This window comes from Actinoplanes sp. GCM10030250 (assembly GCF_042666575.1).
GTDB lineage: Bacteria > Actinomycetota > Actinomycetes > Mycobacteriales > Micromonosporaceae > Actinoplanes.
Window position 1 is genome coordinate 134,504 of the sequence record NZ_JBHTDO010000018.1, and the last position, 14,410, is coordinate 148,913.

The window sequence follows — 14,410 nt, forward strand, 5'->3', positions numbered from 1 at the left end:
CACCGTACGACATGATCGGCCCAGCGGTACGCCTCGGCACTCGACTCCCCGGCGGCCCCGAAAGCACCCAGCCCACCAACCCAGCTGGCCCTCAGAGGGCCCTGGCGGGCTGAAAGGCACCGCTCACGCCCAGCCCGCCGAGCCGGCTGGCTCTCAGGGGGCCTGGCGGGCTAAAAAGCACCGCTCACGCCCAGCCCGCCGAGCCGGCTGGCTCCCAGGGGGCTGGCTCGGCGCAGCGGGGCAGCACGCGGGGCGTCCTATGTGCCGGACGGGGATTTGCTCTCCGTGGCTGAGGATCCTCCGCTCGGCGCCTCAGCGGCCAGGGACTGGAAGCAGGGGCGGAGGAGCTGGATGATCTCGTCGGGTGTGGCGTCGGAGAGGCGGCCGAGCCGGAGGAGGTAGCGCTCGATGATCACGCCGTGGACGATGGCACTCAGCAGGCTTGCGCGCAGCTCGGCGTCGGCCGTGGGGATGCCGGCGGTGATCTGGTTGAGCTCGGGTTCTGCCGCGGTCCGGTAACGGTCGGCGGCGTCGGTGTTGGTCAGCATGGAGCGCAGGACGGCGAGGGACGCCAGCGGTTCGCTGTCGAGGCGGCTGGCCAGCGAGGCCAGCAGAGCCTCGCTCACCTCACCGGTGCCGGCGGCCCCGGCCTCAGCGGGGAACCCGTGGGTGGGCAGCTCGCTCCGGGGGACTTCGGCCGCGCGGGAGAAGAGCTCGTCCTTGCTGCCGAAATAGTGCATGACCAGGCCGGCGTCGACGCCGGCTGAAGTCGCCACCGCGCGGATGGTGGTCCGGTCGTAGCCGAGGTCGGCGAACTTCTCGCGGGCCGCGGTGAGGATGCGTTCCTCGGTCTGCCGGCGCTGCTGCGCCCGGGTCGGTCGGGCGCTCGGCTCAGTCACCCGCTCATTCTACGGCCGTTGACCGAACTGCGACTTCGTTCTACGTTTGTTCAACCAAAGAGGCCCACAGAGCTCAACCGCGAACGGGGTGAACGATGACCGCCACATCACGAGAGATCGTCGAACGACTACTGCATGCAGGACTCGCCCGGGACGCCGACAAGTTCGTGGAGTTGATGGCGCCCGACGGCTACATCGAGTGGCCCTATCGCCCGCCCGGCGTACCCGCGCGAATCCAGGGCCGCACCGCCATCCGCACTCATCTGACGGCGGCCGCCGAAGGTCTCATCAGGCTCGACGAGCACCGCGACGTGCTGATCCACGAGACCACCGACCCAGAAGTGATCATCGTGGAGTACGAAGCCTCCGGCTCAGTGGTCCCGACCGGCGCGCCGTTCGAGCAGACGGTCATCGCCGTCTTCCGGGTCCGGAACGAACAGGTCGTGTCCTACCGCGACTACATCAACCCCCTGCCGCTGATGGAAATCCTGTGACGATCACCGAGCCAGGGCGGAACACCGGATTCGCTGATGTCTCACCGCGTGGATTCTGCCGTACCGGTGGCGGCTGGTGCGTTAATGCCAGCGGGCGAGGGGCCGATCTTCCTATAGTTGGCCGATGTCACGGAGAAAGCCGACGCTGGCCGATGTCGCCGCCGCGGCGGGGGTGTCGAAGGCGGCGGTCTCCCGCGTGATCAACGACGCGCCCGGTGCTTCGGCGCAGACCCGTGAGCATGTGCAGGCCGTGATCGCCCGGCTCGGCTATCGGCCGGACTCCGTCGCGAGGGCTCTGGCGTCCGGGCACGGTGACGTGGTGGAGCTGATCGTCGTGGATGATCCGTCGATCTTCGGTACGAGTCCGTACTACGGCCGGGTCACCGCCGGGATTCTCCAGGAGCTGGCCGGAAGCAACGCACAGCTACGCGTACACGTGATTGAGGAAGCCGGTGCACCCGCCCTGCTGGCGAAGGTCGCGGAGACCGCGAGTCTCGGTGTTGTGCTCAGCAATGTGGCGCCTGCGCTGGCGGCGGATTTCTACGCACGATGCGACCGGGTGGTGACGATGGGGCGTGCGGTGGCGCCGGTCCCGTTCGTCGACGTGGAGAACGCGGACGGCGCCCAGGCTGCGGTCATGCATCTGTACGAGACCGGCCGGCGCCGCATCGCCGCGGTTCACGGCCAGGAGGGCAATCCGTGCGCCGACGCCCGCCGCGAGGGGTATCAGCGGGCGGTGCGTGAGCTGGGCCTGCCGGAGATCTCCGCGGTGGGCAAGTTCTGCCGCGAATCGGGGTACGAGCTGACGCTCAGCCTGCTCGCCGAGCACCCGGACCTCGACGGCTTCTTCGTCGGCTGCGACCTGATGGCGACCGGCTCGATGCAGGCCCTCGCGGACGCGGGCCGCAGCGTGCCGCGGGACGCGGCGGTGGTCGGCTTCGACGACAGCGTGATCGCCTCCTGCACCACGCCGCCGATGTCGTCGGTGCACCAGCCGGTCGAGCAGATGGCGGCCGCGGCCACGCGTGCGCTGGTCAACCGGCAGCTGGCCCCGCACTGGCGCTGCGTCTTCCCGGCCACCCTTCAGGTGCGCCAGAGCTCGGTGGACACCCGAGGCGGGCACCGGCCCGGCTGACCTCCGATCCGGGGAGCGAACACTTCCGGGCTCTGCGGCGAAGTGCTGTCGAGAGGATGGTGACAGCCGATGGAGACGGACGTGGATGCGGTGATCCGCACCGACGCCGAGCTGATCGTCGAGGCCCGCCGATTACCGGAGCAGTTCGCGGCGGTGTTCGACCGGCACTACGGGCGGATCTTCGCCTACGCGGCCCGGCGGCTCGGCCGTGACCTGGCCGAGGACGTGGCGTCGGAGACGTTCCTTGTCGCGTTCAGCCGGATCGGTGGTTACGACACCGGGCGCCCCGACGCTGCGCCGTGGTTGTACGGCATCGCGTCGAACCTGATCGCGCGGCACGGCCGGGCCGAGTCGCGGCGGTACCGGGCGCTGGCCCGGATGGCGCCGGACGAGACAGTCGGCGCGCACGACGACGCCGTGGCGGTACGGCTGGACGCCGTCACCGAGCGGGGGCGGCTGGCGGCGGCGCTGGCCAAGCTGTCCGGGGGTGAGCGGGACGCGCTGCTGCTGGTGGCGTGGGCCGGCCTGAGTCAGCTCGAGGTGGCGGCGGCCCTGGACGTCGCCGCCGGAACCGTCCGGTCGCGGCTGCACCGGGCACGGCAGGAAATGCGTACGGCTCTGGGAGAGGGGACGCTGTGAGGAACGAGATCGACGTGTTGCAGGACGTTTTCGGGCCGGACGAGGTCCCGTCGGCGGCGGCTCACGACCGGGCCCGCGCGGCACTGCTGAACCGGATCAACGAGCCGGCACCGGCGCGCCGACGGCCCCGCTGGGCGGTCCGGATCACCGCGGTCGTCGCGACGGCTGCGGCTGCCGCGGTGGGCGTTGTCGCGCTGGAGAACGTCGGCACGGTCAGTGAGCGGACCGAGCCGGGCCGGAGCACGCCGGTGGTCGCCGCGCTGCCGTTCGCCAAGCCGGCGAAGGCCGCCGAGCTGCTGGAGAACGCGGCCTGGGCGGCGTCCCGCAAGCCGTGGGTCACTCCGCGTGACAACCAGTTCATGTACGTGGAGACGACCGCCACGCTCAACCGCAAGAAGATCCTCGACGCCTCGCCGAACGGCGCGCTGGTCCCGGGCAAGACCGAGACGGTACGCAGCGAGGATTGGGCGCGGGTCGACGGCGACGTGATGGCTTCCCGGAAGAAGGGCGGGAAGCTCGAGGTGACCGAGCGCACCAAGAAGGCGACGTGGTTCACCATCCCGTACGCCGACCTCGCCGCGATGACCACTCCGGAGAAGGTCCAGCAGTGGATCGACGCGCCGAAGATGGTGGGCGCCGACCCGGACGCGCTGCTGATGCAGCAGGTGCTCCCGCCGGACGTCGAGGCGGCCATCTACCGGTGGCTGGCCCGCCGGCCCGGTGTGCGGGTGAACCTGGACTCGGTGAACCTGGACGGGCGGCCGGCCATCGCGCTGACCTGGACCGTCGAGGGCTATCTGAAGAAGGATCTGCTGTTCGACCCGGAGACCTATGCGCTGATCGGGGACCGGCTCGTGGCGGTCAAGGACCACGTCAGCAAGGGCGACGACGGGACCAGGCGGATCAAGGCCGGTGATGTGTTCCGGCTGGTCGTCCGCAACCGGGCGGGCATCGTCGACAGGCCCGGAGACACGCCCTGATTCGGATTCTCCCGGCTCACCCGGACGTGCGAGGCGTCCGGGTGGGCGGGCCGGCCGCCGGTGTCATGAGAGGCCGGCGGGCTGCCCGATACCGCGGATGACCTCGGCGGGGACGATCAGGTCGGCCCGCTCGCGGGTGGCCCGGATGAGCGTGGCGTTGCGCTCGTCCGTACCGGTGGCCCAGGCGACCGCGGCCCGCTCCGGTTTGCCGAACCGGATGTGCCTGTCGATCAGGCGGCGCAGGCGCTCGTCGGGGTCGAGGTCCGCGTACCAGATCTCGGTGAGCAGGGGCCGCACCCGCGCCCAGTGCGGATCGTCGAGCAGCAGGTAGTTGCCCTCGGTGATGATCAGCCGGGCCTGCCGGAACACCGGGATGGCGGCGGCGATCGGCTGCTCCAGGGTCCGCTCGAAACCGGGCGCGTAGACGATGTCGTCCTCGTCCTCGTGCAGGCGGCGCAGCAGGGCGGCGTACCCCAGGGCGTCGAACGTGTCCGGTGCGCCCTTGCGGTCGCGGCGGCCGAGACGGTCCAGCTCGGCGTCGGCCAGGTGGTAACCGTCCATCGGGACGTGCGCCACCCAGTCGGCGTTGATGGCCCGGACCAGCTCCTCGGCCAGCGTGGTCTTGCCGGCCGCCGGCGCGCCGGTGATGCCGAGGACCGCCCGGCGGCCGCCCTCGACCAGCCCCCGGGCGCGATCCACGAGACCGCCGAACGTGATCGTCATGCCGCGTGTGCGGTGAGGTGGTTGATCATGAACTGGTGGGCGTGGCGGGCCAGGTCGTCCCCGTCCGACCACAGGTTGCGCCAGATGGACAGGTCGGCGGAGAGGCCAGGTGCGACGACCGCGGACGAGAACGACTCGAAGGTGATCGGTCCGGTGTAGTCGATGCTGCCGAGGGCGTGGAAGAACGACGTGAAGTCGAGGTGCCCGGAGCCGAGATAGCCGCGGTGGTTCTCGCCGATGTGTACATATCCGAGGCGGTCGCCGGCGTCGAGCACCGGCCGCACCATGTCGTTCTCCTCGATGTTCATGTGGTAAGTGTCGAGGTGGATGACGACGTTGTCAGCCCCGATGTCGTCGGCGAGCCGCAGCGCGTCGCGGCAGGTGTTGACGACGTTCGTCTCGTACCGGTTGCAGATCTCCAGGCCGAGCGTCACGCCCACGGACGCCGCCTCGGCGGCCAGGCCGCGCAGCACGGTGACGACGTTGGCCCGGCCGGCTTCGCTGAGCGGCTTGGTGTGGTGGCCGAAGGCGCTGTAGAGGGCGCCGGTGAGGTGGCTGCCGCCGATGCCGGAGGTGATCGCGAGGGACTCGTGCAGCAGCTTCTCCCCCTGCGCCACGATCGCCGGGTCCTCGCTGGAGATGTCGGCGTCGAAGGCCAGGCCGCGGGAGCAGGCGACGCGCAGGCCCGCATCCTTCAGCTGGTTGCGGGTACGGGTGACGTCCAGGTTGAGCGAGTCGTGCAGGGAGAACTCGAGCAGGTCGTACCCGGCGGCGGCGGTCTTGGTGATCGCGGTCTCGACGGAGGCGGGCGAGGTGTCGCCGACCCAGACGAGAGCGTGGACGCCGAGGGGGTTACGCAGTTCCATGGTCAGATCCTTCAGGGTTTCAGGCGCTCTTGGCGCCGGTGATCAGGGCGACGATCTCTTCGCCGGTCGTGTCGGCGGTGCGGCGGCCACCGACGCAGCGACCGGCCCGCATCACCCAGACCTGGTCGGAGAGCCGCATGACCTGGTCGAAGTTGTGGCTGATGAGCAGGACGGCGTGGCCGTCGTCGCGAAGCTTGGTGATCAGCTGCTCGACGCGGGCGGTCTCCTGGACGCCGAGAGCCGCGGTCGGCTCGTCCATGATCACGAGCTTGGAGCTGAATCCGGCAGCCCGGCAGATCGCGACGGCCTGGCGCTGGCCACCGGAGAGCCGGCGGACCCGGCTGCCGACGGCGGGCACGTTGACCGCAAGGGTGGAGACCATCCGCTGAGCCTCGCGCCGCATGCCCCGCCGGTCTAGCACGGCGATCGGGCCGAGGCGGTGCACCATCTCCCGGTTGAGGAAGAGGTTCTGCCAGACGGTGAGGTCCTCGACCAGCGCCAGGTTCTGGTGCACGGTCTCGATGCCGTGCTCGCGTGCGTCCTCCGGCGACTTGAAGTGCAGGGTCTCGTCGTCCATCGTGATGGTGCCGGCGTCGGCGCGGTGGATGCCGGAGATGCAGCGCACCAGCGTCGACTTGCCGGCGCCGTTGTCGCCGACCAGGGCGGTGATCTCGCCGTGCCGCAGGGTCAGGGAGACGTCGACCAGCGCGCGCACGCTTCCGAACGAGAGCGAGACGTTGTCGACGCCGAGCAGGGTCTCGGTCATTTCTGGAACCTTGTCAGGAAGGCGGCGAGGACGACGACGATGCCGACGGCCAGGGGCTGGTAGAACTGCGAGACGCCGAGCAGGGTGAGCCCGTTGGTGAGGGCGGTGAGCAGCAGCGCGCCGATGACCGGGCCGACGATGGTGGCACGGCCGCCGAGCAGGCTGACCCCGCCGAGCACGACCGCGGCCACCGAGTTCAGCAGGAAGGAGGTGTTGGACGCGGGCTCCGCAGCGCCGACGCGGGCGACGAGCAGGATCGCGCCGAGCCCGGCGAGCAGGCCGGCGATCGTGTAGACGGCGATCTTGATGCGGGCGGTGCTGATGCCGGTGGCGGTGGCCGCCTCACTGGAGCCGCCGGTGGCGAGCACGTGCGTACCGAAGCGGGTCCAGAAGAGCGCGCCGTGGGCGATCAGCGCGACCACCGCGGCGATGATGACGGTCCAGCCGAAGACGCCGATCCCGCCGGTGGACAGCCGCAGCAGGGTCGTGTCGATCACGGTGACCGGCTTGCCGTCGGCGAAGATGAGCGCGGCGCCGGAGGCGGCGGAGAGCATGCCCAGCGTGACGATGAAGTCGGTGATCCTGCCGCGGGCGATGATGATGCCGTTGATGGCGCCGGCGGCGGTGCCGGCGACGACCGCGACGCCGCAGGACAGGGCGAGTCCCCAGCCCGCCGCGTAGGCCTGACCGAAAGCGACCGCTCCGAAGGTCATCACGGAGGCGACCGAGAGGTCGATGCCGCCGGTGGCGATGACGAACGTCTGCCCGACCGCCAGGATGACCAGGATCGCCGCGGCGACCAGCATCGAGGCGATGTTGCCGCTGCTCAGGAACGTCGAGTTGAGGCTCTGGAAGATGATGATGAGGAGCACGAGGCCGATGGCGGCGGCCCACTCGGCCCAGAAGCCGGCGTCGCGGAGCCGCCCGGCCCAGGCCTGGGTGCCGCTTCCCGCGGCGGTGGCGGTTGTCATGATCAGTTCCCCAGGAGGGTCTTGAACGGGTCGTCGTAGGCGCCGAACGGCTTCGGCGTGGCGGCCAGGGCCTGGTCGGCGTTCTCCTTCGTGACGACCTCGACCGGAGCCTCGACGTTGGCGGGCAGGGTGGCGCCCTTGGCCGCGGCCTGGCAGGCCCGCATACCCATCAGACCGATCGCGTACGGGTACTGCGCCACGACCGCGTCGACCTCACCGTTCTTCACGGCGGTCAGCGCGTCCTTGATCCCGTCGACGCTGATGATTTTGATCTGACCGGACTTGCCCGCCGTGGCGACTGCGCGCGCCACACCCAGGCCCATGTCGTCGTTGGCGACGAAGAAGCCCTTCAGGTCGGGCTGCGCGCGCATCAGGTTGGTGGCCTGGGTGAGCGCTTCCTGCCGCTCCCAGTTGGCGGCGACGGTCTGCACGAGCTCCAGCTTGCCGGTGATCGCCTGGCTGAACCCGTCGACCCGGGCACCGCTGGTGACGTCACCGGCGATACCGCCGATCGCCGCGACCTTGCCGCCGCCCGGGAGCAGGGTCAGCATCTGCTCGCCGGCCTTCTGCCCCGCCGAGGTGTTGTTGGTGCCGATGTAGGTGGCCGGTGTGGCGTTCGTGGCCTTCGCGGCGGCGGCGTCCACCGGGCTGTCGATGTTGACGATGGTCTTCTTCTTGGCCGCCAGCTGCGCGATGCCCTGGATCAGGTTGGTGCCGGAGATCGGGTTGACGATGTAGCAGGAGAAGTCCTGCCCGGCGAGCCCGGTGAGCTTGTCGGCCTGCCCGGTGGTGTCGGTGATCGAGTTGGCGGCCTGCACGGTGACCTCGGTGCCGGAGGTCTGCGCCTGCTCCTTGATGCCCTGCTCCATCGACTGGAAGAAGGGGTTGTCCAGGCCCTTGATGACGGCGGCGACCTTGGTTTCGCCACCGGCGGCGGTGGTGCCGCCGGAATCACCGGATCCGCAGGCGGCCAGCAGGGAGAGGGCGGCGACCGCTGCCGCGCCCCGGTAGAGCGGCTTCCCGTACATGGGGGTCCTTCCGAAGTGTCCATCGCTGTATATCGGGGGTGTTTCGCTGATTACAGTCGCCCTTATGACGACTGTCAAGCAAAAGACGGCGGCCTTTCGTATAGCCGCAATCCGTAATACGATGCGGCGGTGTCTACGAGCGCCTCTCCCGTCACCGCCGGGTCCGGTCTCGGCGAAGTGCTCCAGCTCTTCCGGGGCCGGCCGAGCCTGACCCGGGCCGACGTCATGCAGCTGACCGGCCTGTCCCGCTCCACCGTCAACCAGCGTCTCGACGCGCTCCAGGCCGCCGCCCTGGTCGTGCCCAGCGGCGAGGAGTCACCCACCGGCGGCCGCCCGGCCAGCCGGTTCACCTTCCACCGCGACCGCGGCGTGCTGCTCGTCGCCGACATCGGCGCCACCGGCATGCGCACCGCGCTGTGCGACCTCAAGGGCGAGGTCCGTGCCGAGCGTGAGCTCAGCATCGACGTCGCCAAGGGACCCGACGCGGTGCTGTCGGCGGCCGAGGAGATGTTCACCGGCCTGCTCGCCGACGCCGGCCGTGAACCCGCCGACGTGCACGGGATCGGCATCGACGTGCCCGGCCCGGTCGACTTCGACACCGGCCAGGTGGTGAGCCCGCCGATAATGAGCGGCTGGGACCGCTACGACATCCCCGGGCGGCTCTCCCTCGCGTACGACTGCCCGGTCCTGGTCGATAAGGACGTCAACGCGATGGCGTTCGGCGAGCACCGCAGCCACTACCCCGAGGCCCGCCAGCTGCTCATGCTGAAGGTCGGCACCGGCGTCGGCGCGGGCATGATCATCGGCGGCGAGGTCTACCGCGGGGCGGACGGCGCGGCCGGGGACATCGGGCACATCCAGCTGACCGTCGAGGACACCGAGAACGAACCGGTCTGCCGGTGCGGGAACACCGGGTGCGTCGAGGCGTACGCCGGAGGCTGGGCCCTGGTCAGAGACCTGCAGGCGGCGGGCAAGCAGGTGGGGAGCGTGGACGAGGCGGTCGCCCTCATTCGTACGGGAGACGTGACGGCGGTCCGGCTCGCCCGCCGAGCGGGACGCATCCTGGGGCACGCCATCGCCGACTCGGTGAGCCTGTTCAACCCGGCGGTGGTGGTGATCGGCGGGCAGCTGGCAGCGATCGAGGAGCAGCTGTTCGCGGGGATCCGGGAGATGGTCTACCGGCGGTCACTGCCGCTGGCCACCCGCAACCTCCAGATCGTGGCGACCCGGCTCGGGCGGCGGTCAGGCTTGATCGGGCTGGCCCTGCTGCTCGCCGACGGGATCTTCGCACCGGAGCGGATCGAGGCCCTGATCGCGCGGTCCTGATCGCGCGGTCCTGATCGGTTCCAGTCGTTCCGGTCGGTTCAGGGGCCGGGGCGGCTGCGGCGCCAGGGCCACACGGAGGGGCGGCGGTAGGCCTCGGTGAGGTTGTCGTCGACCACAGTGCGCACGCCGGCGAGGGCGATCGTCAGCAACTCGCGCATGCCGGCGCAGGTGCGGCAGCCCTCCCGGTCGCACTCACGGCGGTGCTCGATCGCGGTCATGACCAGGCGCTGGGCCATCATCGCCGAAACGTGTGCGCGCTGCGCCCACGCCGGGCGGTCCGCGATGCCCACGCGCCACTGCTGCACGTCCTCCTCGGTCACGCCGTAGGACTCGGCGGCCTCGCTGACCTGCTTCAATGAATTCTGGACGTCACCATCTCGGCCATCTCGCACCAGCGACTCCCCGCAACCCGTGCCGACAGCCGAATCCTACGTCGCGTCTCGTCGATACCCGATCACGTGAAGGCCTCCCGCGGGCTCAGGGCGCGGCCTTCTGCGTACCGCTGCCTGACGTACGGGAGAAAGTCCTCCCACCCGTTGCCGAACACCCGCCGCCTGCGCCCGCTCGATCTCGGCCCGGCTCATCCGCACGACGGTCTCGTTCTCGCCCCGCCGGAACGCCGAGCGGACCTGGTCGCTGAAACTCATCGCTGCTGCCGTGTCCCCGGTCATCGGAGCGGCTCGGCGGTGAAGAGGGTCCAGGTTTCGAGGAGGCGGAAGTTCATCGACTCGTAGAGCGGGCGGCCCATACTGCTGGCGTGCAGATATGCCCGGTCCGCACCGGCCTCGAAGCCGTCCAGCATCACCCGCTCGGTGATCGCCCGGCCCAGGCCGCGTCCCCGGGCGGCCGGTGCGACGCCGATGTTGAACACGCCCACCACCCCGGACGTCCGCATACCCAGCCCGGTGGCGACCACCCGCCCGGCCTCCTCGGCGACATAACCGGTGATCTCCGGAGCCGCCAGCACGGCACCGCGCATCAGCGAGCCGAACACGCCCTCCGCCGCACCGAAACACTCGGTCAGCCCGGCGGTGTAGAGATCACTTTCGGTCCCGCCGACCTGGCGAAGCGAGGCCGCCCGAGCCGGTACGGGCCGGTAGCGGACCTCGTCCGGGCCACAGTCCATCAACGGCATGTCGAGACGGCGGACCCGCCCGTGCCGTACCGCGAGCGCCGTCGTCTCGTCACCGGCCTCCCCGCGAACCATGATCGACCAGGGCACGCCCAGGCGGCCGACCTCTGAGGCCATCTCGTCCAGGACGCCCAGGTCAGGATCGAGCGTGGTGGTGCAGGCACAGTTGAGCGAAGCCACGGCGCAACCGGTCACGGTGGCGCAGGCGGTGCCCCGCTCGGCGTACCAGCCCTTCGGCGTGATCCGGCACAACAGCGCGATGGCCTCGTAGTAGGCAGCCGCCATCCGGTCGGCCTCGGTGCGCGCGTCGATGTTCAGGGTCGTTCCTCTCGTACCGGCGGCCGGGTGGCCCCACTCACGAACTCCCCGCCAGCAAAGTCCATCCGCGCAACCCGGGGTCCTCCAGCCGCCTCCCAGCCTGCCTGATACCCGCCAAGACCCCTCTGACCCCCAGCCGACCCGCCCAGCTGGCAGTGAGCGGGGCCTCTCACGACCAAAAGCCCCCCTGACCCCCAGCCGACCCGCCCAGCTGGCAGTGAGCGGGGCCTCTCACGACCGAAAAGCCCTCCCACGCCCAGCCGACCCGCCCAGCTGGTGGTGAGCGGGGCCTCTCGCCGGCGAAAGCCCCCCTGACGCCCAGCCGACCCGCCCAGCTGGTGGTGAGCGGGGCCTTTCGCGGGCGAAAGCCCCTCTGACGCCCAGCCGAGGGTGGGGGACGCGCTAACAATGCGGCGGAGCGGGTATCAGTGTGGGATCCAGCACGACGTCAAGGAAGGGTGTCTCGTGTCCAGTACACCGGACGACCGCAGTGGAACCGTCGAGGGCAGCAGCACCGACCAGCACGTCAGCGACCTGGAGGAGACTGGCACATTCATCACCGACGAGGAGCCGAGCGGTACGGTGCCGGCGCACGGCAGCAGCAACGCCGGGATCAACCGAACCGGTGCCAACAAACAGGACCGGGACGACACCTGAACCGCGCGTAGCTGGATTCAGGGGACGCAGGCCGCCGCCCGGTCCAGCAGCAGCGTTCGCTCACGCTCGTTGCGGGTCAGCGACGCCGCCCGCTCAAACTCCGCCCGCGCCTCGGCGTGCCGGCCCAGCCTGGCCAGGAAGTCGCCGCGCGCGCTCGGCAGCAGGTGGTAGTTCCGCAGGGCCGGGAAGGCCATCAGCTGGTCGAGCAACGCCAGCCCGGCCTCCGGCCCGAACGCCATACCAGCCGCAGCAGGTCGTCGCCGATGCCGTCGCCCTCGGCGACCGAAGTCCTCGGTGCCGGGCAGCACGCCGGCTTCACTGTCCGCGGTGGCCTTGGTGATCACCATGAACCGCATCGCTGTCTCCCTCTGTCAGGTGCCGTCTCACCTACGCGTCGAACGGCGATCGGCCCGATCGACACCCTGCCAGAAGTTTTTCAGACCATGCGCAGGACCGTGCTCAGGCCGTGCACCCGGCCCCGTGTGCGCGGCAGGATCAGCGTCCGGATGCCCAGGGCCGCCCCGCCGACGTCGTCTCTCGCGCTGTCCCCGACCATCAGTGTCCGCTCAGCGGGCACCTCCAGCAGTTCCAGTGCCCGGGCGAAGATCGCCGGGTCCGGCTTGACCACGCCCGCCTCGTACGACAGGAGCAGCCCGTCGATCAGCCCGGTCAGGCCGGCCCGGTCGAGGCAGCCCCGGATGTCGATGCCGATGTTGGACAGCACAGCGATCCGGACGCCGCGCTCCTTGAGTTCGCGCAGGACCGGAAGGGTGTCGTCATAAGCGGTCCACTGGTCCGTCATCACGGCGTACAGCGCGGCGATCAGGTCCGGCTTGAGGCCGGGAAACAGCGCGGCGGCCCCGCGGAAGACCTCCCGATGGCGGGCCGGGCTGAGGTCGCGTTCGCTGCGCGGGTCGATCGTGTGGGCGTGGTGCCAGATCTGATCCAGGTGACCGGCGAGGCTCTCGGTCTCCGCCTCGCTCAGCTCGGGCGCCGCCTGCCCGGTCGCGGCCAGATGGCGCACGGCGGCGCCGATCCAGCCCCGGGCGTCACCTCCGTCGACCAGGGTGGCGTGGAAGTCGAAGATGACCCCCGCGATCGGTGCGGGCGCCAGATCGATGAGCCCGGCCATCAGTGGGCGACAGCCACGGCCGGCTGCCCCTCGGTGACCGGGAGGCGGTGCGGGCGGACCACCAGGAAGCACACCAGGGTGGCGGACAGCATGCCGCCGAAGACCACGACGGCCATGGCGACCGCGCCGACGCCGAGGACGCCGACCAGCGGTGCGGCCAGGGCACCGACGCCGAACTGGACCGCGCCGAGCAGCGCGGCAGCCGTACCCGCCGCCTCGCCGTGACGGGAGAGCGCCAGCGCCGGGGCGTTGGGCATGGCGAAACCGACCATGGCCAGCACCAGCCAGAGCGGGATCAGGATGCCGACCAGCCCGCCGATGCCGGTGGCGGCGAGGATCAACAGGACCAGGCCGAAGGCGAGGCCGGCCAGCAGGGCGGCGGACATGATCTGCTGCGGCGTCCAGCGGCGGAGCAGGCGCACGTTGAGCTGGGTGGCGCCGATCAGGCCGATCGCGCCACCGGCGAAGACCAGCGCGAACTGTTGCTCGCTCATGCCGTACCCGTCCTGGAAGACGTACGACGACCCGCTCACGTAGGCGAACAGCGCCGCCATCGCCAGCCCGGCCACCAGCGTGAGGCCCACGTAGACCCGGTCGGTGAGCAGCCGCCCGTAGTCGCGGACCGTGCCGAGCACTCCACCGTTGCGGCGCTTGGCGACCGGCAGGGTCTCGGGCAGCACCACGGCGGCGGCCGTCATGATGCCGATGCCGATGAGGGTCAGCACGACGAACACGCCGCGCCAGGACGTCCAGCTCAGCACCAGGCCGCCGATGGTGGGCGCGAGGATCGGGGCGACGCCGACGACCAGCATCAGGCGGGAGAAGAGGCGGGCCGCTGCGAACCCGTCGAAGAGGTCACGCACGATCGCCATCGCCACCACGGCGGCAGCGGCGGCGCCCAGCCCCTGGAGCACCCGCAGCGTGCCGAGCAGCGCCAGGTTGGGCGCGATCACGCAGAGGACCGAGGCGAGCACGTGCACCGCGATGCCGGCGAGCAGCGGAACGCGCCTGCCGACCGCGTCGGAGAGCGGGCCGACGAGCAACTGGCCGAACGCCAGGCCGACGAGGGTGCCGGTCAGCGTGAGCTGCACGGCAGCGGCGGTCGTGTGCAGGTCACCGGTGATCGTCGGCAGCGACGGCAGATACATGTCGATGGTGAGCGGTCCCAGGGCGGTGAGCAGACCCAGCACCAGGACGATCCGGAATCGGCGCCCCATCGGGAGCAGTTCTCCCGGAGAGAGGTCGGCGTCGGGCGGGGTCAGAGTGCGAGTTTCAGCCACCCCTTCGACAAGTTGCACCCCGCCCGGATCCTTCCATTTGCGGCCGATTGGTAACCACGGTCAC

Annotated in this window: 17 protein-coding genes; 6 read left to right on the top strand and 11 right to left on the bottom strand. The window is 70.5% G+C overall.

From position 1 onward, the window contains the following. Positions 1-257: 257 nt before the first annotated feature. Positions 258-899 (bottom strand): TetR/AcrR family transcriptional regulator, encoded by a 642-nt coding sequence (locus ACFQV6_RS23185; protein ID WP_378029647.1) that lies wholly within the window; start codon positions 897-899, stop codon positions 258-260. A gap of 95 nt (positions 900-994) precedes the next feature. Here ACFQV6_RS23185 and ACFQV6_RS23190 point away from each other — a divergent pair, with 95 nt between their 5' ends. From ACFQV6_RS23190 to ACFQV6_RS23205, 4 genes are all read left to right on the top strand, one after another. Next, positions 995-1,393 (top strand): nuclear transport factor 2 family protein, encoded by a 399-nt coding sequence (locus ACFQV6_RS23190; protein ID WP_378029648.1) that lies wholly within the window; start codon positions 995-997, stop codon positions 1,391-1,393. 124 nt (positions 1,394-1,517) lie between these two features. Next, the gene (locus tag ACFQV6_RS23195; RefSeq protein ID WP_378029649.1) at positions 1,518-2,528 is read left to right on the top strand and encodes a LacI family DNA-binding transcriptional regulator; all 1,011 of its coding nucleotides are present in this window, start codon (positions 1,518-1,520) and stop codon (positions 2,526-2,528) included. Positions 2,529-2,597: 69 nt separating this feature from the next. Then, the gene (locus ACFQV6_RS23200) at positions 2,598-3,167 is read left to right on the top strand and encodes an RNA polymerase sigma factor (RefSeq protein WP_378029650.1); all 570 of its coding nucleotides are present in this window, start codon (positions 2,598-2,600) and stop codon (positions 3,165-3,167) included. Next, the gene (locus ACFQV6_RS23205; RefSeq protein WP_378029651.1) at positions 3,164-4,147 is read left to right on the top strand and encodes a CU044_5270 family protein; all 984 of its coding nucleotides are present in this window, start codon (positions 3,164-3,166) and stop codon (positions 4,145-4,147) included. Before ACFQV6_RS23200 ends, ACFQV6_RS23205 begins: the two co-directional genes overlap by 4 nt. A gap of 63 nt (positions 4,148-4,210) precedes the next feature. On the opposite strand, the gene ACFQV6_RS23210 is transcribed toward ACFQV6_RS23205, so the two are convergent. Genes ACFQV6_RS23210 through ACFQV6_RS23230 form a run of 5 tightly spaced genes read right to left on the bottom strand, consistent with a single transcriptional unit; the run spans position 4,211 to position 8,501 of the window. After that, positions 4,211-4,870: a nucleoside/nucleotide kinase family protein gene (locus ACFQV6_RS23210; protein ID WP_378029652.1), complete on the bottom strand. Its 660-nt coding sequence runs from the start codon at positions 4,868-4,870 to the stop codon at positions 4,211-4,213. Then, positions 4,867-5,736 carry a sugar phosphate isomerase/epimerase family protein gene (locus ACFQV6_RS23215; protein ID WP_378029653.1) on the bottom strand — a complete coding sequence of 290 codons (870 nt, stop codon included), beginning with the start codon at positions 5,734-5,736 and terminating at the stop codon, positions 4,867-4,869. The genes ACFQV6_RS23210 and ACFQV6_RS23215 overlap by 4 nt, the downstream gene beginning before the upstream one ends. Before the next feature lie 19 nt (positions 5,737-5,755). Then, a complete protein-coding gene (locus tag ACFQV6_RS23220) occupies positions 5,756-6,502 on the bottom strand; it encodes an ATP-binding cassette domain-containing protein (protein ID WP_378029654.1) in 747 nt (248 codons plus the stop codon). Then, on the bottom strand, positions 6,499-7,473 hold the full coding sequence (locus ACFQV6_RS23225; RefSeq protein ID WP_378029655.1) for an ABC transporter permease: 975 nt from the start codon (positions 7,471-7,473) through the stop codon (positions 6,499-6,501). Before ACFQV6_RS23225 ends, ACFQV6_RS23220 begins: the two co-directional genes overlap by 4 nt. A 2-nt stretch (positions 7,474-7,475) precedes the next feature. Further along, positions 7,476-8,501 (bottom strand): substrate-binding domain-containing protein, encoded by a 1,026-nt coding sequence (locus tag ACFQV6_RS23230; protein ID WP_378029656.1) that lies wholly within the window; start codon positions 8,499-8,501, stop codon positions 7,476-7,478. A gap of 129 nt (positions 8,502-8,630) precedes the next feature. Between ACFQV6_RS23230 and ACFQV6_RS23235 the strand changes: the two genes are divergently transcribed. Then, positions 8,631-9,827, top strand: a complete 1,197-nt coding sequence (locus ACFQV6_RS23235) for an ROK family protein (RefSeq protein WP_378029657.1) — start codon at positions 8,631-8,633, stop codon at positions 9,825-9,827. A gap of 38 nt (positions 9,828-9,865) precedes the next feature. Here the strand turns inward: ACFQV6_RS23235 and ACFQV6_RS23240 are convergent, their stop codons facing one another. Continuing rightward, on the bottom strand, positions 9,866-10,219 hold the full coding sequence (locus ACFQV6_RS23240) for a hypothetical protein (RefSeq protein ID WP_378029658.1): 354 nt from the start codon (positions 10,217-10,219) through the stop codon (positions 9,866-9,868). Between the two features lie 275 nt (positions 10,220-10,494). Beyond that, a complete protein-coding gene (locus ACFQV6_RS23245; protein WP_378029659.1) occupies positions 10,495-11,244 on the bottom strand; it encodes a GNAT family N-acetyltransferase in 750 nt (249 codons plus the stop codon). A 498-nt stretch (positions 11,245-11,742) separates the two neighbouring features. Here ACFQV6_RS23245 and ACFQV6_RS23250 point away from each other — a divergent pair, with 498 nt between their 5' ends. Then, on the top strand, positions 11,743-11,934 hold the full coding sequence (locus ACFQV6_RS23250) for a hypothetical protein (RefSeq protein WP_378029660.1): 192 nt from the start codon (positions 11,743-11,745) through the stop codon (positions 11,932-11,934). Between the two features lie 17 nt (positions 11,935-11,951). On the opposite strand, the gene ACFQV6_RS23255 is transcribed toward ACFQV6_RS23250, so the two are convergent. The 3 genes from ACFQV6_RS23255 to ACFQV6_RS23265 all read right to left on the bottom strand — a co-directional run bounded on the left by ACFQV6_RS23255 (position 11,952) and on the right by ACFQV6_RS23265 (position 14,346). Continuing rightward, positions 11,952-12,290 (bottom strand): hypothetical protein, encoded by a 339-nt coding sequence (locus ACFQV6_RS23255; protein WP_378029661.1) that lies wholly within the window; start codon positions 12,288-12,290, stop codon positions 11,952-11,954. An 80-nt stretch (positions 12,291-12,370) separates the two neighbouring features. Then, a complete protein-coding gene (locus tag ACFQV6_RS23260; protein WP_378029662.1) occupies positions 12,371-13,066 on the bottom strand; it encodes an HAD family hydrolase in 696 nt (231 codons plus the stop codon). Beyond that, positions 13,066-14,346: a multidrug effflux MFS transporter gene (locus tag ACFQV6_RS23265; RefSeq protein WP_378029693.1), complete on the bottom strand. Its 1,281-nt coding sequence runs from the start codon at positions 14,344-14,346 to the stop codon at positions 13,066-13,068. Before ACFQV6_RS23265 ends, ACFQV6_RS23260 begins: the two co-directional genes overlap by 1 nt. Positions 14,347-14,410 lie beyond the last annotated feature (64 nt).